This is a genomic window from Vibrio sp. Y29_XK_CS5, assembly GCF_024181835.1.
GTDB lineage: Bacteria > Pseudomonadota > Gammaproteobacteria > Enterobacterales > Vibrionaceae > Vibrio > Vibrio harveyi.
Genome location: NZ_JAMZAM010000004.1, coordinates 34,944 through 58,720 on the forward strand (window position 1 = coordinate 34,944; position 23,777 = coordinate 58,720).

Annotated in this window: 26 protein-coding genes; 13 read left to right on the forward strand and 13 right to left on the reverse strand. The window is 45.2% G+C overall.

The genetic code is table 11. The features are described 5' to 3' along the window. Window positions 1-177: 177 nt before the first annotated feature. Window positions 178-1,044 (reverse strand): fructosamine kinase family protein, encoded by an 867-nt coding sequence (locus tag NL647_RS16480; RefSeq protein ID WP_017190145.1) that lies wholly within the window; start codon window positions 1,042-1,044, stop codon window positions 178-180. Between the two features lie 224 nt (window positions 1,045-1,268). Here NL647_RS16480 and NL647_RS16485 point away from each other — a divergent pair, with 224 nt between their 5' ends. From NL647_RS16485 to NL647_RS16495, 3 genes are all read left to right on the forward strand, one after another. Continuing rightward, window positions 1,269-2,237, forward strand: coding sequence for a response regulator (locus NL647_RS16485; RefSeq protein WP_009697765.1), 969 nt, complete (start codon window positions 1,269-1,271; stop codon window positions 2,235-2,237). Then, window positions 2,237-3,199 (forward strand): sensor domain-containing diguanylate cyclase, encoded by a 963-nt coding sequence (locus NL647_RS16490; RefSeq protein ID WP_005445843.1) that lies wholly within the window; start codon window positions 2,237-2,239, stop codon window positions 3,197-3,199. The genes NL647_RS16485 and NL647_RS16490 overlap by 1 nt, the downstream gene beginning before the upstream one ends. A gap of 309 nt (window positions 3,200-3,508) precedes the next feature. Beyond that, window positions 3,509-3,853 (forward strand): DUF3802 family protein, encoded by a 345-nt coding sequence (locus tag NL647_RS16495; protein WP_005445842.1) that lies wholly within the window; start codon window positions 3,509-3,511, stop codon window positions 3,851-3,853. 33 nt (window positions 3,854-3,886) lie between these two features. On the opposite strand, the gene NL647_RS16500 is transcribed toward NL647_RS16495, so the two are convergent. Continuing rightward, a complete protein-coding gene (locus NL647_RS16500) occupies window positions 3,887-4,375 on the reverse strand; it encodes an NlpC/P60 family protein (RefSeq protein ID WP_017817422.1) in 489 nt (162 codons plus the stop codon). Between the two features lie 141 nt (window positions 4,376-4,516). Between NL647_RS16500 and NL647_RS16505 the strand changes: the two genes are divergently transcribed. The 6 genes from NL647_RS16505 to NL647_RS16530 all read left to right on the forward strand — a co-directional run bounded on the left by NL647_RS16505 (window position 4,517) and on the right by NL647_RS16530 (window position 8,901). Further along, complete coding sequence (locus NL647_RS16505; RefSeq protein WP_253650415.1) at window positions 4,517-6,535, forward strand: methyl-accepting chemotaxis protein; 2,019 nt, start codon at window positions 4,517-4,519, stop codon at window positions 6,533-6,535. A gap of 249 nt (window positions 6,536-6,784) precedes the next feature. Next, window positions 6,785-7,201 (forward strand): NUDIX domain-containing protein, encoded by a 417-nt coding sequence (locus NL647_RS16510; RefSeq protein WP_239911113.1) that lies wholly within the window; start codon window positions 6,785-6,787, stop codon window positions 7,199-7,201. Then, complete coding sequence (locus NL647_RS16515) at window positions 7,198-7,668, forward strand: hypothetical protein (protein WP_017190148.1); 471 nt, start codon at window positions 7,198-7,200, stop codon at window positions 7,666-7,668. Before NL647_RS16510 ends, NL647_RS16515 begins: the two co-directional genes overlap by 4 nt. Window positions 7,669-7,718: 50 nt before the next feature. Beyond that, window positions 7,719-8,213 carry a hypothetical protein gene (locus NL647_RS16520; RefSeq protein ID WP_223295733.1) on the forward strand — a complete coding sequence of 165 codons (495 nt, stop codon included), beginning with the start codon at window positions 7,719-7,721 and terminating at the stop codon, window positions 8,211-8,213. Between the two features lie 51 nt (window positions 8,214-8,264). Then, the gene (locus NL647_RS16525) at window positions 8,265-8,645 is read left to right on the forward strand and encodes a hypothetical protein (protein WP_049536024.1); all 381 of its coding nucleotides are present in this window, start codon (window positions 8,265-8,267) and stop codon (window positions 8,643-8,645) included. 37 nt (window positions 8,646-8,682) lie between these two features. Further along, window positions 8,683-8,901, forward strand: a complete 219-nt coding sequence (locus NL647_RS16530) for a hypothetical protein (protein WP_005445834.1) — start codon at window positions 8,683-8,685, stop codon at window positions 8,899-8,901. 6 nt (window positions 8,902-8,907) lie between these two features. On the opposite strand, the gene NL647_RS16535 is transcribed toward NL647_RS16530, so the two are convergent. Both NL647_RS16535 and NL647_RS16540 read right to left on the reverse strand, forming a co-directional pair. Then, window positions 8,908-9,132, reverse strand: coding sequence for a hypothetical protein (locus tag NL647_RS16535; RefSeq protein WP_049536023.1), 225 nt, complete (start codon window positions 9,130-9,132; stop codon window positions 8,908-8,910). Beyond that, the gene (locus NL647_RS16540; RefSeq protein ID WP_253650416.1) at window positions 9,129-9,947 is read right to left on the reverse strand and encodes a sterol desaturase family protein; all 819 of its coding nucleotides are present in this window, start codon (window positions 9,945-9,947) and stop codon (window positions 9,129-9,131) included. Before NL647_RS16540 ends, NL647_RS16535 begins: the two co-directional genes overlap by 4 nt. Before the next feature lie 180 nt (window positions 9,948-10,127). On the opposite strand from NL647_RS16540, the gene NL647_RS16545 reads away from it, so the two are divergent. Both NL647_RS16545 and nagK read left to right on the forward strand, forming a co-directional pair. Further along, complete coding sequence (locus NL647_RS16545) at window positions 10,128-10,877, forward strand: tRNA-uridine aminocarboxypropyltransferase (RefSeq protein WP_061065009.1); 750 nt, start codon at window positions 10,128-10,130, stop codon at window positions 10,875-10,877. Window positions 10,878-11,049: 172 nt separating this feature from the next. Then, window positions 11,050-11,958: an N-acetylglucosamine kinase gene (gene nagK, locus NL647_RS16550; RefSeq protein WP_009697775.1), complete on the forward strand. Its 909-nt coding sequence runs from the start codon at window positions 11,050-11,052 to the stop codon at window positions 11,956-11,958. 166 nt (window positions 11,959-12,124) lie between these two features. Here nagK and NL647_RS16555 read toward each other — a convergent pair whose 3' ends face one another. The 6 genes from NL647_RS16555 to NL647_RS16580 all read right to left on the reverse strand — a co-directional run bounded on the left by NL647_RS16555 (window position 12,125) and on the right by NL647_RS16580 (window position 17,092). Continuing rightward, complete coding sequence (locus tag NL647_RS16555) at window positions 12,125-12,391, reverse strand: DUF2960 domain-containing protein (protein WP_005377584.1); 267 nt, start codon at window positions 12,389-12,391, stop codon at window positions 12,125-12,127. A 74-nt stretch (window positions 12,392-12,465) separates the two neighbouring features. Further along, window positions 12,466-14,244: a bifunctional molybdopterin-guanine dinucleotide biosynthesis adaptor protein MobB/molybdopterin molybdotransferase MoeA gene (locus tag NL647_RS16560; RefSeq protein WP_253650417.1), complete on the reverse strand. Its 1,779-nt coding sequence runs from the start codon at window positions 14,242-14,244 to the stop codon at window positions 12,466-12,468. Beyond that, window positions 14,241-14,828 carry a molybdenum cofactor guanylyltransferase MobA gene (mobA, locus tag NL647_RS16565; protein WP_005441549.1) on the reverse strand — a complete coding sequence of 196 codons (588 nt, stop codon included), beginning with the start codon at window positions 14,826-14,828 and terminating at the stop codon, window positions 14,241-14,243. The genes NL647_RS16560 and mobA overlap by 4 nt, the downstream gene beginning before the upstream one ends. Beyond that, on the reverse strand, window positions 14,806-15,525 hold the full coding sequence (locus NL647_RS16570; RefSeq protein ID WP_005445824.1) for an energy-coupling factor ABC transporter ATP-binding protein: 720 nt from the start codon (window positions 15,523-15,525) through the stop codon (window positions 14,806-14,808). Before NL647_RS16570 ends, mobA begins: the two co-directional genes overlap by 23 nt. Before the next feature lie 43 nt (window positions 15,526-15,568). Further along, window positions 15,569-16,267, reverse strand: coding sequence for an ABC transporter permease (locus NL647_RS16575; protein WP_005445822.1), 699 nt, complete (start codon window positions 16,265-16,267; stop codon window positions 15,569-15,571). A gap of 6 nt (window positions 16,268-16,273) precedes the next feature. Beyond that, the gene (locus NL647_RS16580) at window positions 16,274-17,092 is read right to left on the reverse strand and encodes a substrate-binding domain-containing protein (protein WP_005445821.1); all 819 of its coding nucleotides are present in this window, start codon (window positions 17,090-17,092) and stop codon (window positions 16,274-16,276) included. Window positions 17,093-17,435: 343 nt separating this feature from the next. On the opposite strand from NL647_RS16580, the gene NL647_RS16585 reads away from it, so the two are divergent. Both NL647_RS16585 and NL647_RS16590 read left to right on the forward strand, forming a co-directional pair. Further along, window positions 17,436-18,887 carry a sigma-54 dependent transcriptional regulator gene (locus tag NL647_RS16585; RefSeq protein ID WP_005445819.1) on the forward strand — a complete coding sequence of 484 codons (1,452 nt, stop codon included), beginning with the start codon at window positions 17,436-17,438 and terminating at the stop codon, window positions 18,885-18,887. Continuing rightward, window positions 18,877-20,919, forward strand: a complete 2,043-nt coding sequence (locus tag NL647_RS16590) for a cache domain-containing protein (RefSeq protein ID WP_027726806.1) — start codon at window positions 18,877-18,879, stop codon at window positions 20,917-20,919. Before NL647_RS16585 ends, NL647_RS16590 begins: the two co-directional genes overlap by 11 nt. Before the next feature lie 100 nt (window positions 20,920-21,019). On the opposite strand, the gene NL647_RS16595 is transcribed toward NL647_RS16590, so the two are convergent. From NL647_RS16595 to NL647_RS27265, 3 genes are all read right to left on the reverse strand, one after another. After that, entirely contained in the window at window positions 21,020-21,898 is an 879-nt protein-coding gene (locus tag NL647_RS16595; RefSeq protein ID WP_005427576.1) for a mechanosensitive ion channel family protein, read from the reverse strand. Between the two features lie 2 nt (window positions 21,899-21,900). After that, window positions 21,901-23,088, reverse strand: coding sequence for an ATP-binding protein (locus NL647_RS27260; RefSeq protein WP_366777435.1), 1,188 nt, complete (start codon window positions 23,086-23,088; stop codon window positions 21,901-21,903). 296 nt (window positions 23,089-23,384) lie between these two features. Then, window positions 23,385-23,456 carry a sortase B protein-sorting domain-containing protein gene (locus tag NL647_RS27265; protein ID WP_227742443.1) on the reverse strand — a complete coding sequence of 24 codons (72 nt, stop codon included), beginning with the start codon at window positions 23,454-23,456 and terminating at the stop codon, window positions 23,385-23,387. Between the last annotated feature and the right edge of the window lie 321 nt (window positions 23,457-23,777).

Below are 23,777 nucleotides of genomic sequence, written 5' to 3' on the forward strand. Positions count from 1 at the left end.
TCTTAGGGTTAGAGATACAACGTAAGCCGAGTTACTTAGAATATTAGGCGCTATGGTTGCTAATTGAGTCGAAATAAGTACAAAAGTTGACCCCAAACCCAACGTTGGACTTGAGGTCATTATCTAGGGTGATGTGCGTCGAAAATTTACACTCAGTAATGATCTTTCCCTTCCAAATCAATAGGAAATTATCTTCTTAATTATCGATTGCGCTTGCTCAAGATAATGCCCGCCGAATAGGTTGCAATGATTCAAGATGTGATAAAGATTGTAAATGTCTTTGCGTTCTTGATAACCGAACGGAAGTGGCGCAACTGATTCATATCCTTGATAAAATTCAGGTTGAAAACCCCCAAATAGCTCGGTCATAGCAAGGTCACATTCTCGATCTCCCCAATAACAAGAAGGGTCATAACAAATAGGACCAGCGGGTGTGAGCGCCACATTGCCGTTCCATAGATCACCATGCAGTAGGGAAGGTTGTGGGGAGTGATTAGCGAGAAGCTGTTTCACGACGTCAATAAAGTCATCGATGTCTACCAGAGAAACGCCTTTCTCTTTAAGCAGTTGTAACTGCCACCCGATGCGTTGCTCCGCGAAAAATACTGACCACTTTTTATGCCATTGGTTTGGCTGAAGTGTAGAGCCTATGTAGTTGTCTGTATCGAAGCCAAATTCTTTCTGTTCACCCCATAAATGCAGGCGCGCTAATTGTTCACCAAATTTAAAGCTGTTATCGCTATCTTCAAGCGTTTTAGTGGGAAGGAAATTGAGGATGATAAAACTGTGCGTTTTGGTTTTACCGACCAAAACGACTTCTGGGACAAATAGAGTAGAGGTTTCGCGCAATAGGTGAAGGCTTTCTGCTTCTACTTCAAAATTGGCTAAGAAATCCCGATCATTAACTTTGACGAAATAGCGCTGCTCTCCGTCATTGATCATATAGCTTTCACTGATGTCTCCACCGGAAAGTTTTACCTTCTCGGTGATCTGATATTCGAACATCAAGGTATCAGAAAGCTGTTGCGATATTGCTTGCCACATACAAAACCTCGCTTATCTATTTGACCAACAATAGTTTAGGATAAACGGCGGAACATTGACGCGCAGTTAAGCAAACTTCGACAATAATTCTTCCGCATATAGTAGAAAATGTTTATAAGTGTGAATCACGTCGCCTATAACCCTATGATTTATCGGCTTAACATATGGAGCTAAAACAGCACAGCTAGTATTATTATTTTTTTGACTTTAGTTCCATTGGTGGCATGAAAATACTGATTTGTGATGACTCGGCGGTCGCACGAAAGTTGATTACCCGATCCATCGTACAAGATACATCATTGCACCTACTCGAAGCCCAAGATGGTCACGAGGCATTGAAAATCCTAGCGGAACAAAATATTGACGTTTTGTTCCTCGATTTAACCATGCCAGTCATGGATGGCTTCGAAGTACTAGAGTCCCTGCCTGTTAGTCAATACCAAACCAAAATTGTCATCATTTCGGGTGATGTTCAGCAAGAGGCTAAACAACGCTGCTTAGATCTTGGGGCGATGGATTTCATTGCTAAACCATTATCCGAAGAACAGGTTATTCCTCTCTATGAAACGCTCGGTCTTCATTATGCCGTTAGTGCTCACACTGAAATTGAACCTCAACATACGTTAGAAGTTACGCCGCTAGCAAAGTTCCGTGAAGTTGCCAATATTGCACTAGGTAAGGGCGCTGCAATTATGGCGGACCATCTACGTGAGTTTATTCAATTGCCTGTTCCTCACGTTGGTCCTTTGTCTTACGGTGAATTACATATGACGCTGGTGGATGTGATTGGGCGAGACAGCTCAGTTGCGGTGGCACAAAGGTTCGTAGGGGGAGGTATACACGGAGAGGCGTTGGTTTGTCTGCGTGGTAAAGATATCAACCAAATCGGCGAACGACTCGGATACTTACTTGAATTCACGCCACACAACGAAATCATCCTTAATGTATCGAACTTACTGGTGTCTTCATTCCTAACTTCTCTTGGGAGCCAGTTAGACAAGCAGTTTTCGTTACGCCAACCAGGAATCATCGAGAACATTACCCCTTACAGCGAAGAGAAAAACGAATCTGGTGAACTCTTTACCATTGAATACACCTACATGGCAGAATCACTCGATTTTGAGTGTGAAGTTCTGTTTTTGATAGATAAATCATCCGTAGACATCATCTATGACATCATGGAGCTAATCTAATGTCCGAAATCACGCTGGACATAGCAGACTTTCACTGGGTTACCCAAATTCTGGATACCATGGACTCTGGGCTTATTGTCCTCGACCAAGACTATAAAGTCTGCGTTTGGAACAGCTTTATGCAGTCGTACAGTGGTATTTTGTCACAAAACATTCTCGGAGAGTGTTTATTTGACCATTTTGAAGATCTTCCGAGAAGGTGGTTAGAGACAAAACTCAAGACATCAGCAGATTTAGAAACACGTTCATTTTCTAGCTGGGAAAACCGACCATACCTTTTCAAGTTCAACAACTTTTCTCCGGTTTCTAACAGCAGCAACTTGATGTTCCAAGACATTGTGATTACGCCATTGCGCTCGTTGTCAGGTGAAATTAGCCATATTGCAATTCAGATTAATGATGTTTCAGAAACGGCGCGTAACCGTATCCATTTGAGAGAAACTAACCAACACTTATCGGAAATCAGCCGTAAAGATGGTCTCACTGGTCTATTTAATCGGGCTTTTTGGGAACAATCTCTGAAGGACGAATTTGCGCAACTTAAAGTGATTGAAGGGGCGAGCTCGTTAGTGATCTTTGATATCGACCATTTTAAAAAGGTCAACGATACCTATGGACACCACACGGGGGACGAAGTGATTCGTCGTACCTCAAGCTTGTTACGTAAAACGGCACGTAGCAGCGATGTATGTGGTCGTTTTGGTGGTGAAGAGTTTACGGTTTTGCTGCCACATACTAATCAAGAGCAAGCTTGTTACTTTGCAGAACGTTTAAGAAAGCGAATTGAACAAGAAATCGTGAAAGTTGAAGACTTTTTGATTAACTACACGATCAGTATCGGCGTTTGCGAGTATAAATCGTATTTCGAAAGCCACACACAATGGCTTAAGAGTGCCGATGCTGCGTTATATCGCGCTAAAGAAAATGGTCGAAACCAAACTTGTAGTCATGAAGACGACTAGGGGATACTAGGGATTGTTGAACTTTTGTAGTTAAATTTTATTCGAGATAAAGGCGTTTTAATCGCGACGAGAGGCTTGTCGCCTAGTCATTTTAAGTAAATGCCTCTGCCTTGTATAAATAACTCACAAACTGCTGAAAGCATCAGCTCGAAAGGTGAACAGTACCGAACTCAATTGGTTGAAAACCATCCAGTTAGTGCGTCAACTCTCATTAATATGAAATAAGTTAATGAAATTTTCTCGGCATGTCTTACTATTGAAACTATTTCGCTTTCAGCTTCGAAGGCTTGCATTAAACGGAGAAAAACAGTGGTTGTAGAAACCGATGGATATCTCGCTCTAATTGAGCACTTGTCACTTAACTTAGATATTTTCACGTCTGAAATCGGTGACACAGGATCAGAAAGCATTGAAGATGTTGTGACTGACATGGTTGCATCGAACATCATGGCGATATTCGAGCAAAACCCAGAGTTGCATTCAAGCGTGCGTTTTAAGTTGCTAAAAGAGGCAGATGCGGTCGTTGAAGATTTGGGTGAAGTACTTGCGGGTGTATGGTCAAAGAAAGCGACGAATGAGCAGATTGCCTTTTTGGATGAGTACATCGCATTAGTTAAAAACCTGTTTGATACCGCGGTAGCGACCTACGACTGATTTTCTTCTTGCGTCATTCAAATTCAAGAAGAGTTACATTGTAACTCTTCTTACTTGCCAAAATTTCGATGCCCAATATGGGTTGTCGATTCTCGAAATGATCACGCCTTTTGAAGTAGAAGCGTGCATGAACTGTTTGTTCCCAAGATAAATGCCCACGTGGTATGTGCTTCGTTTGGTTTTGAAAAATACCAAATCACCTTGTTGGGCGTCCGACCAACTCATTTCAACACCTTGTTTAGACTGTTGGCGGGTAGTACGCGGCAGCGACATTTTGTATGCCTCAACAAACGCTTTTTGAACAAAAGCCGAACAGTCGATGCCTGACTTTTTAGTTCCACCTAGTCGATAAGGCGTGCCTTCCCACTCATTATAGAATTGGTACAAATCCTGATTGTCGGACAACAGCTGATTGACGGACAGGGAGGCGTTGACTTGTGTTTCTGGATCTGGACCTGACGAGCACGCACTGAGTAGCACACTGATTATTAAAGGAAAAAATAAATGACGAACCTTGCTCACTGGTCATCTCCATGACTTAAAACTGAAATATTAGCGTCACAATCAACACCTAGTATGGGCTGAAAATCACGTTTTTGTCTCACTTATGTGACGAAAAAGCGGACACGTTGATTCAAACTCAGGAAAGAACATCCATTGATTATGACAAAGCGCAAACGTTTACGCCTTTCTTTTTCACTGATTCAAACTATCAGTGCAACATTTCTAACTATCATCGCACTTGTTATAGCCCTTTCTGTCTCAAGTTTCAAAGGAGTGGAGCAGGTGGGTGACCAATTTAATGCCTTGTCTCAAAAAGCGTTACCAATGGCAATGGCAAACGCGACGCTCACAAGGAACGTGTTGGAACAGGTGAAACTGCTTAATTATGGAATGCAAATAACCGATCCTAATGAACTTCCTTTGATTACATCTCAAATCGAAGAACTGGCAAGTCAAAGCGACGACCTAATCGAGCAAACGTCCGGCGTTGCTGATCATCTCTCCAGTATGCTCCAAGGAAATGTCGCAGAACTCCATCAAATCACCAACTCCATTTTATCCAAACAGTCTGCGGTGATTCAGATGCAAAGTGACATTAACTCGGCTGTTGGCGGGTTTCGTTACGGTCTTAGTTCGATTGGACCTGAGATGAACCGCATCAGTTCATTTCTTAGTAACGAAAATCCTGAATCGAGTGATGCAGCAAATCGTTTTATCGCCTCTGCAAGTTCAATGGAAAGCACTTTTTTGGTCATGATGATGCAAACTGAGCTAGGAAAAGCGGAGCGAGAATACAAGGAGATGCGCAATCGCATCGCTGGCATCAATCTCGCTTTTGATGATTTCAAAGAATGGCATCCAGAAGTTAACGAGTTTGCTAGCCTCATTGCGCCTTATGAAATGGTACAGGCGGGCTTCAAGGACGATGGTGTACTCCGTTTAATATTGGCAAAGTTGGAAAGGAGTGAGCAGCAAAAAGCTGAGTTTCAACGTGCCTCTCAGCTTTCAAATGAAACCATGTATTTACTCGATCAAGTGTCTGATGCGGCCTCCGCTTTGATCAAAGAACGTGAAACTGTGGTCCAGAAAACAATTAAAAACGTTATTTTTATGGTGGTTACTGCCGCTGGTGTTATCTCTCTGGTCATCCTCGTAACGTGGTTTGGTCTAAGAACGTGGATTAATCGAGGTCTTAGAAATATTCTGAATCGCTTGTCGGCATTAACAGAGCATGACTTTCGCGACAAAGCTCAAGAGGTAGGTCCGTTTGAACTCAAAGAAGTCGCACGCAAGCTCAATTTTGTCATCGCCTCAACGCACGACTCTATTTCTACCGTGACTCGTAATTGCGATATCTTGTACCAAACTGCAGAAATCAGCCACAGTGCTGCTGAGCAAACAAATCAAAGCTTAACCACGCAAAATGAAGCGTTAATGAGCATGGTGACGACGATCACTCAGTTAGAAGCGTCGATTCGGGAGATTGCATCGGTCACTAATGCTTCGTCTGAAGATTCTTATTTAGCGACGGAACATACAGTGAAAGGTGTGAGTGTTGTGGAACAAAATCGCCTGCGTTTGGAATCACTAGAGAGCTCTCTCAACACAAACGAACAATCTATGATGGAACTCGATCTGCGCGTAAAACAAATTCGTGAAATGGTTGACATGATCAGTGGCATTGCTGACAACACTAACTTACTTGCGTTGAACGCAGCGATTGAAGCTGCGCGTGCAGGAGAGCAAGGAAGAGGCTTTGCGGTCGTTGCCGATGAGGTTCGTAAGCTCGCCAGTGATACCTCGCAGCAAACCACCAATATTCGTGAAATGATGAATGAGTTAGTTATCGCAGCGGATCGTTCTCGGAAGGCTGTGAATGATTCACGTGAGGAAATGTCTTCTGCGTTACAGTCAAGTCATCAAGTGAAATCTACCTTTACTGAAATTAATGAAGCGGTTCAGCTTATCCAACAACGTGTCGACCAAATTTCTGTTGCGACAGAAGAGCAAGAACGCGCTACCGCTGAAGTTTCTCAAGCTATCTCACACCTTTCTGAGCAAGGTGAACATACCAAACTTCAGTTGGAAGCCATGGTTGAGAGCTCGGAACAAGTCGCAGACATCGCAGGGCATCAACAAACGATGCTGCATAAATACGAACTGCTTAAAGTGAGTTGATCCAACATTAGGTAAGAGCAACCGAACTTCCTATACGACCAAAGGCAGGGCAATCGCTCTGCCTTTTTAATTTTCGACTCCAAGAGTGAGTGACCTAAATCGCAAATTGGCTCATTGCACCCAAAAAGCAAAGGTAATCTAACGCCAACCGATATACGTTGAAGTTGGTAAGCTTTTCTGCGCTAGGTCACTTGCCTTTGTACTCAGAAGAAGCAAAACAAAAATGCCAACAAAATGAGGAATGATTCTTTGGTCGATAAAGTATGTCCAGTGGTATTAAGAGACCAAAATAACGAGATTCTTCTTTTCAAACATCCTCTTGCAGGCGTTCAGTTGGTGAAAGGCACTGTTGAACCCCTCGATTACGACTTCTTAAGTGCGGCAAAAAGAGAATTGGCAGAAGAGTCGGGGATTGAACTGGTCAATCAAACAACCTACTTAGGGGCTTGGGAGAGTGGGTTTCAAGAGCAGATTTGGCATTTCGTTTTGTGTGAATGTGAAGAGTTGCCGGAACAGTGGGTCTTCCACACTCAAGATGATGGTGGGCATGATTTTGAATTCTTTTGGCATAAGGTGACAGAAGACATTTCTTTTCGTGCGCACCCTGTTTTTCAACATGCTTTAGAGCAAGCTCGTGAGTTTATTCGTCTTGAGGCAATGAAGTGAAAGTTGGAATCGGTAATCACACGAATGGTGAGTTGTTTCAAGAACTCAAAGAACAACGTATTCAATTCAATCAGTTTGCCTTACAGCTGTTTGAAGACCAAATGATACAAACCAAACAACGTGGCCAGACATTGTCTGTATTGGTAACAACGCCTTCGGAATTAAGGGCTCCTTTTGGAGCAACGCTGGCTGAGCTTGTTGCTCATGCAGCTCTGAAAGGGCTAGAGCCTTGTCCGCTCGCCGTCGCATCATACTTGTTACTTCAAGGTATTTCGCTCACAAAAGATGAATACATAATGCTCGCTTCTTTGCCTCTTGCTCAGGAAGAGACCTATCCCAGAGGTTTATATCTGCGCAAGCGGGATGATGGTGTGTGGCTAAGAGGTTATCGATGTGAGGATGCCTTTATCTTTCCGCCTTCGATGAAGTTTTTGTTCATTGACTTAAAAGCACCACAAGAGGGATAACTTTGACCTACGTTTACCATCGCGTACCAAGCAACTTGACGGGAGACCGATTGAAACCTCTTAACTGCTTGAAAGCGTCACACCCGAACTTGTATCAACAACATGTCAAGAAATACGAGTATCGCCCGCAAGCTCTAAAGCGTCGTGTTCATGGGTTGGATTGTTATTGGAATGACGTGCTTCACTTTACACCGATTCATCCGGGCAAGGTACTAGAGGGATTGAGAAAGAGCGGCCTTGAGACGACAACGCTAGGTCGTTGGTTTCGGTTTGATGTGAGGGAGCTTGGCTTTGATAAAACCAATACCGTGATTTTCTGGTCGCCCAATCAAGAATTTGGTGATTGGAAAGAATCAAAAGAGGATTTTATGCCTTACAAAGAGACCGAACTTTTACAACTCAGCGAACTTCCGAGCAAAACGCTATGCTTTTATCAGGAGCGAATTCATAAGGAAGAAGTGCCATTGTTATTCTTTCGTACCCCTCACGTACTGTTTAAAGGCTCTGTCGGTCTCAAAAATGGTCATGAAATTACAATTGTTTAGCTGACTTCTATATGCTTTGCGCATTCATTCAGATAAGGAAAGGAAACGATAATGGATAAATTCGTAGTGTTTCTCCTATGCCTTTGCCTGACAGTAGGTGGCGTTATTCACCTTTACGACAATATTGTCGATGGCCTTTTGCCTTACGATTTTGCCCCAGGCTGGTTAAACATGTATTGGAGTGCTTTGGGTCTCCTAGATTTGCTTGCCGTGTATTTGTTGATCAAGCATCGACGGACCGGGCTGGTTTTAGTTTTATTGATTATGTTAAGCAGCGTAGGCTTTAACTCGTATGCACACTATGGATTGGGTATTTTCGAGAGCAGTGGACAACTGCAATGGCAAACGTTGCTATTAGGATTTTCTATTGGGGTATCAATTTGGTTGTGGAATTCGCAAAAGAATCGTCACTCTCGTCAGATATTCCGTTAACTTTTTGACATTACTTATTTTTCAACAGGGAAGTGTTATGGATAACTTTAAGGAGCTGGCGAGCTTCGGTATTTTTGCTGCGCTATCAGGCTTTAGCTTTGGTGCCATCTTTTTTGGTATTGCATTTGTATACGCAGCAATAAATAAACAACAAGACGTGAGTGTACTCGCCATCTCATCGATTATTCTGGGGATTATCGGCTTGTTTGTCGGCGTCACTCAATCAAACAAGAAACGTAATTTGATTAAAGCCTAAAGATTTCTATTCAATCCTAAATACACTGGGGTGAGTAGCGGTTGCATGTTCGTGATACATATCATCGAGGTAGGTCAGCAACTCATCTTCTTCTAGAAATGGCGGCACTACCAAATCTCTGATTGGGCGCTTTATCGATGTTTCTGAATCGATATAAAGCGTCCAAACCCCATCTTTGCATTCCGCAAGCATGACTTTTCCAAACACATTCACTTTCATTGAGCGGCTCATGAGGAAGACTTTTCTTTGTAACGAAATGGCTGGGTAATCAGTTTATCTAATCTTTGCTCGTCTTTGTCGCGAATCTCTGGAACACCAATCACAACATCATCATGTCCTAACTCCGGTTGAGCTCGATATGTGCCAAACAAGCGATCCCAGATAGACAAGAAGAAGCCAAAGTTTGAATGTGTCTCGCGCACGATGACTGAGTGGTGAACGCGATGCATGTCTGGTGTCACAACCAACTTACGTAACGTAGCGTCCCAAGGCAGTGGCAGCTTTGCATTGCTATGGTTAAACATGGCGCTGGCATTCAATACGATTTCAAACACAACGATGCCAATAGGAGAGACGCCTAAAGTAAACACAGCGGCGATTTTTACCACCATAGAGAGAATGATTTCTATCGGGTGGAATCGTGTCCCGGTTGTGACATCGATATCCAAGTCAGCATGATGCATGCGGTGAAGCTTCCATAGCGGTTTAACTCGATGGAAGACTAAATGCTGTAGGTAGATGATGAGATCGAGTAGCACAACGGTTATCAGCACATTTAACCAAGTCGGGAAGGCAAGAGCATTGAGTAGGCCCCAATGGTTTTCATAAGCGATGGTGGCCGCTTGAAAGGCTGCAATCGGCATAACTATGGCAATAACGACACTATTTAGTGCGACCAATGTGAGGTTGTTAAACCAGCGAAATGAACGGTCGACAGTCAGCTGCTTTCTCGGTCGCTTGTTTTCCCACAAGGTGCACAGCAACAAAACACCAATGAAGATGCTGAGTCGTAGCCAAGAAGGGTCGTTAAATGCAGTTTCGGGCACACTAATTTCCTTGTTTGATTCGCTTATTTGTTAAGACCTTAACACTCCACCGTATCTTTCAACGAGAAGAAAGGAATGTGAATGTCCGTCCGTTTATCAGCATTTCTTGAGACTAACCCTCTATGCAAGTAGAATCGCGCTCTACTTTATGAAGACCCTAACAACTGGCACTTTCTATCCATGAGAATCCACGCTTTCCATCGTTTATACCAGCACCGTCAATCTATCTCAACGAAGCCGTTTAACGCTCGCGGTTGTAAAGTGGTTCGCTGTCCTTATTGTCAGGTTTCTGAACAATATTGTTTGTGCGGCATTCAGCCGAACATCGAATCCAATATTGCCTGCATGCTGATCGTATCGGAAAACGAAGTGTTCAAGCCGAGTAATACCGGGCGTCTAATTGCTGATACGATTCAAGAGACCTACGTGTATCAATGGAATCGTACTGAGCCTTCTCAAGAGATGCTCACACTGCTAGAAAACGATGCTTATCAGCCTGTGGTTGTCTTCCCAGCAGATTACGTGGATGAGCCTGAGCGTTTATTGGATGGTTTGAATCCGGAGCGATTGAAGGCATCCGATGGTTCGGACAAAAAATGGTTACTGATCTTCATTGATGGCAGTTGGCGTGAGGCACGTAAGATCTTCCGCCGTTCAGAGTTCTTGAAGTCTTTACCTGTGCTTTCTATTGAGCCTGAATCATTATCTGAATACATCATGCGCCGCTCGGACAATGAGCAGCATCTATCTACTGCAGAAGTCGCGACGTTAGTATTCAAACAGGCAGGTGAAGAGCAAGCTTCGGAGTGTTTGCAATTGTGGTTTGAAGCCTTCCGTGAAACCTACATGCTGACGAAAACTCGCGTAAAAACCGACTGGTCTCGACCGCATCTGAAACGTTTCAAAGAGTGGGCTAAAATCGAGAGCTAACTCTAAGGAATGAACTTTTGTTGATGGCTTGTTGTTCAACTGGCTTCAACGAGGGGATAAATCTGCATTCCGTCACGGTTTGCAGGCGTACAGATATGGATAATGCCTAAAGTTTATCTTTTTGACTCCAGCATATTTTGGGAGTCGTTTGAGCATTTTAGGAGAGAATTGCATGTATTACGGCTTTGATGTCGGTGGCACTAAAATCGAGTTTGGTGCGTTTAACGAAAAACTTGAGCGTGTAGCAACTGAACGTGTACCAACACCAACAGACAACTACGATTTGCTGGTAGAAACCATCGCAGGTCTGGTTAACAAATACGATGCGGAATTTGGTTGTGAAGGTACGATTGGTCTTGGTCTTCCTGGCATGGAAGATGCGGATGACGCAACCGTACTAACGGTTAACGTACCTGCCGCAAAAGGCAAACCACTTCGTGCGGATCTGGAAGCTAAAATCGGTCGCAGCGTAAAAATCGAAAACGATGCAAACTGTTTCGCGCTTTCTGAAGCATGGGATGAAGACCTTCAAGACGAGCCATCTGTACTAGGTTTGATCCTTGGTACGGGTTTTGGCGGCGGCTTTATCTACGAAGGTAAAGTATTCTCTGGTCGTAACCACGTTGCGGGTGAGGTAGGTCATACACGTCTTCCTATCGACGCTTGGTTCCACCTAGGCGAAAACGCGCCCCTACTAGGTTGTGGTTGCGAAAAGAAAGGTTGTCTAGATAGCTACCTGTCTGGTCGTGGTTTCGAGCTTCTTTACGCGCATTACTACGGCGAAGAGAAGAAAGCGATCGACATTATCAAAGCAAACGCAGAAGGTGAAGCAAAAGCGGTTGAGCACGTTGAGCGTTTTATGGAGCTTCTCGCAATCTGCTTTGCGAACCTGTTTACTGCGACTGACCCACACGTTGTTGTACTAGGTGGTGGTCTATCTAACTTCGAACTGATTTACGAAGAGATGCCAAAACGTATTCCTAAGTACCTGCTTTCTGTCGCGAAATGTCCAAAGATCATCAAAGCAAAACATGGTGATTCAGGTGGCGTACGTGGTGCTGCGTTCCTAAACATCAAATAATCGTCTGAGTTTTCGGTAAGCGAAAATACATAAGACCTATATTGAAAGCCTCGTTTTCCCTTAAGGTGAAGCGGGGCTTTTTACTTATAGAGTACGAACAAAAAGAATAGGTATAAAAAAACTCGCGACGAATCGCGAGTTTTTGTTTTGGTCTGTGTAGCTTGGCTTATTTGTTCTTTTTACCTACGCCCAAGTTCTCTTTTTGAGCTAGGGTGATTTTGCTAAAGCCTAATTTTCTGAAGTAGTTATCACGGTAGTTGCGCACCGCTTTAGTATCAGATACTGCTTCGATTTGTTGCTCCATCTTTAGGAACTCAGTGATATCGATACCTTCTGCTTCTGCAACCGCTTCTTGAATATTGCGGTGTTGCTGGTATGAGAACGTCAGTTCTTTGTCTTGGTCTTTGTAAGTGTAAAGAATGGTGCGAGCCATAGCTGTCTCTCTGAAAAGTTTTTCTGTCATCAATAAAAAGGTCAGACGTGCTGACCTTCTCATTTTTAGTTGGGCTAGATTCTGCCTTGAAGTGGGATAATTGTCACGCTTTCTCCCGTTTTTACTGTATCAACAGCAGGGGAGATTTCGATCAGGCAGTTTGCCTCACTCATTGAGCGCAAGATACCAGAGCCTTGTTTACCCGTTGTGCGGACCGTTAGACGACCTGTTTCGTCGAGTTCGTAGATACCGCGACTAAACTCGGTACGACCTTGGCGAGAACGGAGGTTTTCTGTGGCAATGGCACTGACTTTGAGTGGCTTCCAGCCTTGTTCACCTTGCATCTTACGCAGCGCAGGCTCAACAAAGTTGATGAATGAAACCATCACCGCCACAGGGTTACCAGGCAAACCAAAGAAAGGTTTATCATTGATTTGACCGAACGCAAGCGGACGACCAGGACGCATGTTGATACGCCAGAAATCAATTTGCCCCAGTTTGTTCAATGCCAGCTTAATGTAATCGGCATCGCCAACGGATACGCCGCCAGAAGTCATCACTACGTCGGCTTGCGCAGAAGCATTTTCGAGCGCTTCAATCATCAACTTCTCGTTATCTTCTAGAATACCGAAATCCAAGATCTCGCAACCTAGCTTCTCTAACATGCCCATGATAGTGAAACGGTTTGAATCGTAGATTGAATTCGCTTTCTGTTCTGTGCTTGGCGCTTGAACTTCGTCACCGGTAGAGAACACGGCTACTTTCAACTTGCGGAACACGTTCGCTTCGCCAAAACCAAGAGAAGCAATCATGCCCATTTCAGGAGAGGCTAGGCGAGTGCCTGCGGTAAACACATCGCTACCAATTGCTAGGTCTTCACCCGCTTGGCGAACGTTTTGACCGGCTTTGATGCTCGCACCATTGAACGTGACTGTATCGCCATCTTGGGAAGCTTGTTCACGCATAACAACGGTATCACCATTGATAGGTGTTGGGGCGCCCGTCATGATTTTAACCGCTTGACCAACTTCTAAAGGCTGATCGTAAGCATGACCCGCCATCACTTCAGCAACCACTTGGTAGCTTTCACGCTCGATGTCATCACCGCGAATAGCGTAACCATCCATCGCTGAGTTGGTGTATTGCGGCACGTTAACTGGTGACACCACGTGGTCTGCCAACACACGACCGTATGCATTTTCAATCTTGCACGCTTCGGTTTCAGCAACTGTGTTCACCAAAGATAGGATCTTTTCTTGTCCTTGAACCACAGAAAGGAAAGCTGGAGAAAGGGTATCGCAGCAAGCACCTTCTTTCTCTTTACTCTTTGGTGCTTTCGCCTCTTGAACATACTGAATAACGAACTGGGCAATTGCTTCAAGATCGTTGATGTTCATTTGTGGCAGTTCAGATTCCAATTCGCCGCTGTCTGAAGCAATTGCGATGATGTTTTCATCGTTTGGATAAAGCCAAGGCTTGCCGACTTCTTCACGGTGTAATTCGATCTTAGGAAAGGCAATGTTTTTGCAGCCTTCCACCAGAACCATGTCTAGCTTGTCTTCATCAAATCGCGTCAGTAGGTAATCAAACTCAGATTCTGATTCTGGTGTTTCTGTCATCAGCGCGAAGCGGTTCCGAGAAGAGATCAGCATTTGCGATGCGCCTGCTTTACGTAGGCGGTGGCTGTCTTTGCCCGGTTGGTCGACATCGAAGTTATGGTGGGCGTGCTTTAGCATACCGATGCGTAAACCTGCTTCGGTCAACTTTGGTAGTAATGCTTCAAGTAGCGTAGTTTTGCCGGTACCAGAGTAGGCAGCAAAACCAAGAATAGGGATGTTTAGCGTGTGTTTCATGATTCAAGTTGTCCAAATTGCGCCAATTCTTCAGGCGTATTTAAGTTGACGAAACAGTTTGGTGAGTCGCTAAAGTCAACGTAACTGGTGTTGCACTCTTTGTAGAGTAGGATGATCTTACGATCGCCACGTTCTAAAAACGCGGTCAGCTTTGGCAGTACGCGCTTGTGGTAAAGCGTGAAGACAGGCTGCTGGTGGTCGCCATCATGAGCAACCAAAATATCGGTGTCTTCTTTTACTGCATTACAAAAACGTTCAACAAGGTCGGTGTTGATTTGTGGGCTGTCGCAAGGGACGAAGCCAACCCAATCGGTTTCTGCATGAACCAAGCCCGCATGGATACCGCCCATCGGACCTGGGAAATCTTTAAATTGATCACTGAAGACGAAACCAAACGCACGGTAGGCGTCTTGGTTTCGGTTCGCATTGATTAGAATGCGTGGTGTTTGCGGAGATAAACGTTCGATAACGTGTTCGATGAGTGGCTTCTGATTCAGTTCGATCAGACCTTTGTCTTTTCCACCCATACGGCTGGCTTGACCACCAGCCAAAATGACCCAACTAGTTTGTGTTGGCTGAAGCATATGCGTTCTCTTGGGATGTTTCTTTTGGTATGACATACAAGAGTGGAGACTCTATCAAAGTCTTGTCTTTAATCCACCACTGTTTTTTACATAAATCCGTCAACGCGTTCGCTTGGTGGCTAGTCACAACAATACTAGAGCCACGATCAAGCAGATCTTTTGCCATGATAACCAGACGTTCAATCGACTCTTGGTCGAGAGAGGCACTTGGTTCGTCCATCAACAAAATCGATGGTTTTAAAATCCAAGCCCGTGCCATTGCTACGCGTTGCTTTTCACCGCCGGACAATACAGAGATGTGTTCGTCGGCTAAGGTTTCTAACCCTACCATGCGCAGCGCACTAATAACTTGAGCTCGCTTATCTTTTGCCGTGTCTTGTTGATATTTAACTCCATAAACGACGTTTTCGTACACAGTGCCGTCAAAAAGGTAGGGAGACTGATGGAGATAAATCACGTCAACACGACCATTACGGCGCGTCCACTTCTTCAACCAAGTATCTTTCGGTGCCACCACTTTACCCGTTGAAGGCTTGAGCAAACCCGCAAGGATCTTAAGTAAGGTGGTTTTACCAACGCCATTGTCACCTTTTAGGTAAATCGCGTCGTTTGGACCAATGGCTAATTCAGGGATGTGGAAAAGCACACGCTCTTTAAAGCGCATGGACAATTGCTCGGCGGTAATTTTTATAGTCATAATTCACCCTTACATTGGGTCGATGGCGAGTCGATTGCTTGCTTCATGTTCTTAGATAGCCTTTGCCTCTCATGCTCGATAAGAGGAAGTTGAGCGCTAACGCTAACGATAGTAATACAATTCCTAATGCAACTCCTTGCGCAAAAGCACCTTTACTACTTTCCATAGCAATGGCAGTCGGAATATTACGGGTTACGCCCATAATGTTGCCACCAACCATCATTGAACAACCTACCTCTGTGACGATTCGTGAGAATCCCGCAATGATAGCCGCCAATAAAGGAAAACGTGTCTCCCAGATCATAGTAGCAGCGATACGAGGTATTGACGCTCCTAACGTAATCGCCGTTTCAACCGCGCGACGGTCACTCGATTGAAGCGCACCGTGCATCATAGAAACCAGAACCGGAAAACAGACGATCATTTGTCCTAAGATCATGGCTTTTTGCGTAAACAGCATTTGCCAATCACCCAAAGGTCCCGCTCTCGATAGCAGCATGTAGAGCAGCAAACCGATTACGACTGTTGGCACCGCCTGTAAGGTGTTCACAATGGACAGCAAGAACCACTTACCACGAAAGTCGGTGTAGGCGAGGACAAAGGACATCAAAATAGACGGCAATACCACCAAAGATATTGCCGTAATAGAAACACTAAAGGAGACCGCAACGATCTCCCATAGGTCTGCATCAAAATTCACCAGTAAGCGCAAGGCTTCTAGTGTTGTATCAGCAAGATTCATATTGCGTTATTTGGTCTCAGCATTCGCAACGAACAATTGTTTACCATTCAGACGGAAGCTGTTGATCAGCTCTTGACCGTGCGGATTTACTAACCAGTCACTGAATGCCTTCGCACCTTGGTAGTTGATGGTTGGATAACGCTCTGGGTTAACCAAAATCACTTGGTATGGGTTAAACAGTTTTTCGTCGCCTTGGAATAGAATCGCAAGATCCAATTTGTTTTGGTAAGCCAACCATGTACCACGGTCAGTCATGGTGTAGCCTTGCATCTCTGAAGCCATATTCAGAGTAGGACCCATACCTTGGCCTACGCTGCGGTAGCCACCAAAGTTTGGTTCCATCTTAGTTTGCGCCCAAATGCCCAATTCTTTTTTGTGTGTACCGGAATCATCGCCACGAGAGATGAAAGTTGCATCTTTGTTTGCGATCTCTTTGAATACGTCGAGTACGGATGCATCATCTTTCACTTGTGCTGGGTCAGACTTAGGACCAACGATAACGAAGTCGTTGTACATCAGTTTACGTGGAAGGACGCCGTAGCCATTCTCAACAAACACACCTTCTGCTTTAGGAGCGTGTGTCATTACCAAATCAACGTCGCCGTTTTCACCCATCTTCAGCGCTTTACCAGTGCCCGCCGCGATGATATCCACTTTGTAGCCAGTGTCTTTTTCAAATTGAGGAAGTAGGTAGTCCAGTAAGCCAGAGTGGTAAGTACTTGTTGTTGTTGCCAGGCGAATGTGTTCGCCATCTTGAGCTGAAAAAGCAGAGTAGCTTACAAGAGTGATTGACGTTGCAGCTAGAGTCAGCGCAATTTTTTTCATTTTAGTTGTTTCCTTTCCAATGATTCTTTGGCTTCTAAAGTCTTGGGTTACTAAAGAAGTCGCCAGAGCGTCATAGCGCGCTCATATCACAAGTCACCTTAGGGTGAGGGAGCGAGAAGCGATGATTACGCGTTGATGTCTCCCGCATCCTGAGACCACTTGGACACTCCATATAGCAAACAAGATGCCAACATTTTACAAGCTCAAAATGTTTGATTTATGCGCTAATTCATGGACTTATTTGCATAAAAATTTGCGTTGGTACAAAATGTCGCACTTTTTGTAGGGTATCTCTGTTTAAACTTGGTACACTCTGTCCCATTCAAATCCAACTGGGGTAAATATGTCTACTCAATCCCATATTAGTACAAACCAACAATACAACGCTTTTTCAGTACTGGTCGTTGATGATGAACTCGGTATGCAAGCCATCCTTAAAAAGGCTCTGGGCAAGCTGTTTTCTCAAGTCGATACAGCGGGCAGCATTGAAGAAGCGGAAGAGCTACGTAACTCACGCCACTACGATTTGATTCTGTTAGATATCAACCTGCCGGGGCGTTCAGGGATTGAATGGGAAGAGGCGTTTGAAGATGACGACAAACGCGCGGATGTCATCTTTATGACAGGCTACGCGGATTTGGAAATTGCGATTCGAGCCCTTCAGCTTGGTGCGTCGGACTTTATCCTCAAGCCGTTTAACCTAGAACAGATGCTGAAAGCGGTCAGTCGTTGTATGGATCGTCGTTTGAACGAACGCATGCAATACGCGATGAAGCGTGACTATCAGCGTCACAACACCTCAGAGATTATTGGCGGTTCGGAAAAAACTCGCCAGCTCAAACAACTGATCACTCAATTTGCGCCGTCTCGCGCATCTGTCCTAGTGGAAGGTGAGTCGGGCACCGGTAAAGAGTTGGTAGCGAGAGGCATTCACCAAGCAAGCGGTCGAACAGGTCCATTCGTCCCACTTAACTGTGGCGCGATTGCACCAGAGCTTTTAGAGAGTGAGTTATTCGGTCATACCTCAGGGGCTTTTACTGGCGCTAAGAAATCTCGCGAGGGTCTTTTCCGCGTAGCCAATGGCGGCACATTATTCCTTGATGAAATCGGCGAGATGCCTTTGTCCATGCAAGCGTCACTGCTACGCGTGTTAGAGCAGCGCACCATTCGTCCGGTTGGTTCTGAGCGTGAAATTAGCATTGATGTTCGTATTGTCGCGGCGACCAACCGCAACCTGCAAGAAGAGGTAAACAAAGGTAATTTCCGTAGCGACCTCTACTACCGTTTGAACGTGCTGAAGATTGAAGTTGCCCCTCTACGTGAGCGTAAAACAGACTTGTTTGAACTGGTTCCATATTTCAGCAATATGCTGACCAGTGAGCTGGGTATGCAAGCACCGAAGTGGGCGCATGAAGATATGGAAGCGATGAGTGAGTACGAATGGCCAGGTAACATTCGCGAACTTAAAAACCTCATCGAGCGTTGTATTTTGTTAGGTAAACCGCCCGCGCATCACTGGCGTGAACTCAATGGCGGTCATGCTTTACCTAATGTCTCCATTACCGTGTCACACAGTGAAGAATTGCCAACCTTCAAAGAAGGCAAAGAGTTCTCTGGTGAAGGCTATCCAAACACTTGGACACTAAAAGAAGTGGAAAAAGCGCATATCCAACAATTGGTTAATTTGCACGAAGGCAACAAGTCGGCGGCGGCTCGAGATTTAGGAGTGGCACGAAAAACGCTAGAGCGCAAATACAAAGAGTGGGATTCTGAGGACGAGGATTATGCCGAGTAGTAGTTGGCAGCAACACAAAGGATTGTCTAAATGGACGTACCGATTCAAAACCATGGTGCGTTATCGACTGTTGATTTTGACATCTGCGCCAATCTTTCTAACGCTGATAGCCCTTATCGGCATTACGATCTATTGGTCGATTCACTATACGTGGCAAAACGCGTTGTTAGACGTATCGGAGCGTTTGGGTGTCGCTAATAACAGCATTACGCTGCTGCAACAAAAGCAGGCGAACTACGTCAAATCGTTCGCGGACTCTTATGATTTTCGTACCCGAGTGAATCAAAATGTCCCACAAGCAGAGTTGCAAAAGTGGGTGACTGCACAGAAAAAACGCTACGGTTTGGACTTTTTGTCCTTCCAACGTGTTAATTCGATGGAAAACAAATTCCGCTTTATGGATTTAACTAAGCGCGAATCTTTCTTCGATGTTCTCGACAGAAAAGAGCTGGAAAAACTAGACCCTGAACTCGCCAAACGTGCTGAAGTACCGATTCTAAAGAATGGTGGAGTGGAAGCGCGTGGCTTGGTGAGCCGAACTGTGATCCCAGTTTACAGCCAACAGAACGACTTAATTGGCTTCTTAGATGGCGGTTTGCTGCTTAACAACAGCACGGTATTGGTCGATCAAATTCGTGATCTTATCTATTTGAGTGATAACGACACCCTCCGTCCCGTGGGGACTCTGACGGTATTTTTGGATGATCTTCGCGTCAGCACCAACGTTCCCTTAGATAGCGACCAACGTTTGGGGCGCGCTATCGGTACGCGAGTAAGTTCTGAGGTATACAACAAGGTATTGGCGGAAGGTGAGCAATGGGTCGACCGCGCGTTTGTTTACGATGCTTGGTACATCACTGCTTATCAACCAATCAAAGACCAGTACGACAATGTCATTGGTATGCTCTACACCGGTTACTTGATGTGGCCATTCGTCAAAGCGTATATGACAAATATCGTTGAGATTAGCTTGATTACCTTAATGTTGCTCTTAGTTTCTGGCGTGATGGTGTATCGCGGCTCTCGCGATCTATTCCGTCCAATCGAGCGCATCTACAAAGTTGTGAAGCTTGTCCAGTTGGGTAAAGAAAAGCGTATTGGTCCATTAGGGTTGGATGAACACCATGAGCTGGCTCAGTTAGCACGTCAGTTCGATAACATGCTTGACGCTTTGGAAGATCGTAAAGTCGAGCTGAAGAACTCCGCCATGGAACTGGAAGGTAAAGTTCAACAACGTACGGCGAGTTTGAAAGACAAAACTGAAGAGCTTGAACTTCATATTCAACTGCTCAACCAAACCCGTGACAAACTGGTCGTCAACGAAAAGCTTGCCGCACTGGGTGAGTTGACTGCTGGGATCGCCCACGAGATTAACAACCCAACCGCAGTGATTCTGGGTAACGTTGAATTGATTCAATTTGAGCTAGGTGAAGAGGCAAGCCGCGTTCAGGAAGAGATTGATGCGATTCACGCTCAAATTGACCGTATTCGCAATATCACGCGCAGCTTACTGCAATACAGCCGTCAGGGCGGTGTACAAGACGAAATTACGTGGCAGCACGTGAATCCAATTATCGATGAGAGTATTACGCTGGTTAAAACCGGCACTAAAAAGCGCGACATCGATTTTGTCACCGATTTACAAGCCCATACCTCGGTCGAGATCAACCGCCACCACTTGCTGCAGATTCTGGTGAACTTGCAGATGAATGGCATTCACGCGATGGACGGCAAAGGCAAGCTAACCGTCGTGAGTGAAGATTGGATTGAAGACGGCGAACTGAAAGGTGCCGCGATTCATGTCACTGACGAAGGTTGCGGTATCAAGCCAGAAAACTTGAGTCGTATCTTCTCGCCATTCTATACCACTAAACGCGACGGTACTGGGCTAGGGCTTTCTGTTTCGCAAAGTATTCTTAGTCAAACAGGCGGCGAGCTAAAAGCTGAATCGGAATGGGGCAAAGGCAGTACGTTCAGTATCTACCTGCCAAAGAAAGCCGAACTATTGCTTGAGGTAACGAATATCGCTTAACCGGCGATTCCAATTCGCCAACGCGCAAAGAAAAGGGTCAGTGTAATCACTGACCCTTTTTGTATCTGTCCTCCCCTAAACGCGAGAGGAATACGCAGAATTAACCCGTATGCACTGCAATCTTCGGTGGATTTATGCCGTGCTTCTTGAACTCTTTCATCACACGCAGAGTAATGTCGGTTTCAAACAGCTTCTCGTAGGCGGTGTCTACCACATAAGCCTTACACGTTAGCTGAATTGCCAAGTAGTTATCCGTAATGGTCTGCTTGACGAGAACCGTTACCGGCTTAGGTAGGTGGATATAACGGCTTGAAGACGCCGCTTCCTGAATCAAGTCACGTGCTAACGTAATGTCTTCATTCATGCCCACATAGAACGGAATCACCACCTGCATATCCAGCGCGCCATAGTTACCGCTGACCACAACTTCACTTAAGAACTTGTTGTTTGGAATCGTAATGATGTCATCGGTTAGGGTACGCATACGCACAGAGCGCAAACCAATCGCAATGATATCGCCGTAGTTACCTTCGAACGTGACGCGGTCACCAACTTGGAACGGACGGTCAACCATCACCGTCATACCCGCGATGAAGGATGCGGCTAGGTCTTTCAAGGCGAAACCAACCGAAACCGCTAACGTACCACCAATCAAAGCAAGGATTTGATCGTTAATACGGAAGCTCATCATAAACACGACAGAGCCAGCGGTTAAGTAGATAAAGAACTGTAAGAAAGACTGAAGCTTTTGCAGCACCATGCGGTATTGCACGAACTGGCTGCCGATGCTTTCTACCATCGAGTTCATGAACTTAAGCAATAGCCACGTTGAGGCAATCACAATGATGGAGAAGAACACGCCGCTCCAACGAATTAGGCTAGCGATTTGCGAGATATTATCCACACTCGCGATCTCTTCAGTCGCCAATGCAGAGGTGCTTAATAGCGATAACGCTAATACGGTGAGTAGTTTTTTCATCGTTATTTCACCAATAAATGTTGACGGTCGAGAACGTTGGTAATGTGACGGAACCAGTGATCCGACACGCGAGCTTTGTCTTCGCTCCACTCAATAAAGCCGCGGCTTTGGAAGTAGCGCAGAGTACCAATCACTTCCGCAATACTCAGCTGAGTACACTCAGACAACTCTTCCGGCGATGCCACCTCAAGCTGAACAATAGAACGCAGCACGGCAAGCATTGGCTTCGGCATTTTCTCTAGCTCTTGAGACTCTGGCGCGTGGAACAATCGAACCACCACTTGTTGCGTCTCTTTATCCTGACGCAGAGACAAGCGGAAAAAGCGCAAGCCAACTGTCGGGTTACCATCTGAGTAATGCCATAGAATACGGTAGAAACCTTGCTTAGCTCGTTCTTCTTCTGTGATGTCTTCTTGGTCCCATTGTTTAGGCACGACAAGACCATCAAACGTTACTGGGTTCTCGATCTCTTGGTTAATACGTGTATCAAACAGCGCAGACAGTTGTTTTTCACTCCAACGCGGCATAAACGCTACCCAGTCAAACAACAAACGTTCGCCACGAGCACGGTCGACGAAACGCCAGCTTGCTTTCTCAATCGCCATCACAACGCGGTGATTTTTCTTAGAGCGACGAAGTAGGTTAGTCAGTTTAATCAAACCGCTTAAACCGCCTACCATTGGCTTAACTAAGCGCTGGGCGTTATCAACTGCGATAAGGTAAGGCGTATCACTTTTACGAAGATGCGCAAGAACCTGAATCTCAGACGCGTCTTCTTCCAACCCAAGCTGTAGAGCCAGTTCTTTTAGCAGTTCACTGTAACCTGCGTATGGGCAGTTCAAATAAAGTGGCTCGGCGTTCTTCACTTTGTTCAGGATAGTGCGAAGGAAGGTCGTTGTACCGACGCCACGCTCACCGGAAATTACACATACAGCAGGGCTATCTGTCAGTAGGTATTTAGACAGTTGTTTGATTTCGTCAGAGGCATACTCCACCAATTCGCTGTCTTCGCTACCAGGGAGAATGTACTCGAACGTTTGCTCGCCTTTGATTCTTACGAGATTGGTATCACCACCGTTATTACCCGTTTGTTTGGCTACTTCGATTCGGAACAAGTACGCCAGCGCTTGGCTAAACATGGTGTAGTTAGACAACATTGCGACAATGCGGTGTTTAAAGCTGTGCAGCATAATCCACACAGCACAAATAGCCGTACCGATGATGCTTAGCAACAAGGTATCTTTACGACGGATAGACCAGTTTACCCAAACAGGGCGATCAGAAAGCTTCTCCGCGACTTCAAATACCTTTTTACGCCATAGTCGCAATACCGACAGCGTCACCAATACAAACCAGAAGAACAGCGCGCTGTAGATCCACGAGTAGATGGTGCCTTTACCCAGCGTGCGAATCGAGATTTGCAGAATCACGCCAGCAACAATGGCGCTCCAAACGTAACGACGAATGGTTGAAAGACGTAGGGCAATCACCTCTTGGCTAGTACTGCGGCTGTTGCGATAAGTAAATTCGAGAATAAAGCTAATCGCGATAGAGCCACCTAGAACCCACCAAGTGAAGATTTCTAGAATGATCAAATGCTGCAAGCTTGGGATTTCTGATAGCACTCGAAGCGAGAGCGTAATCGCAATCAACCAAGCAATTGCTCTGTGCGCGCGGCTGATATACCAAATCAAACGAACCCAGATTGGCGGTTTAGCGACGTTATCTAGCTGCGTTTCGCGGAATAGGGTAATGATGCGCTTGCTGTTGGTTAGCCACCACACCAAACCGAAGTAGATAAACAGCACTTTGATGCCAGCCCAAACGACCGGAATCGGTGAAATCAGAATTTCTTTGATCAGAGATTGGAAAGAACGAA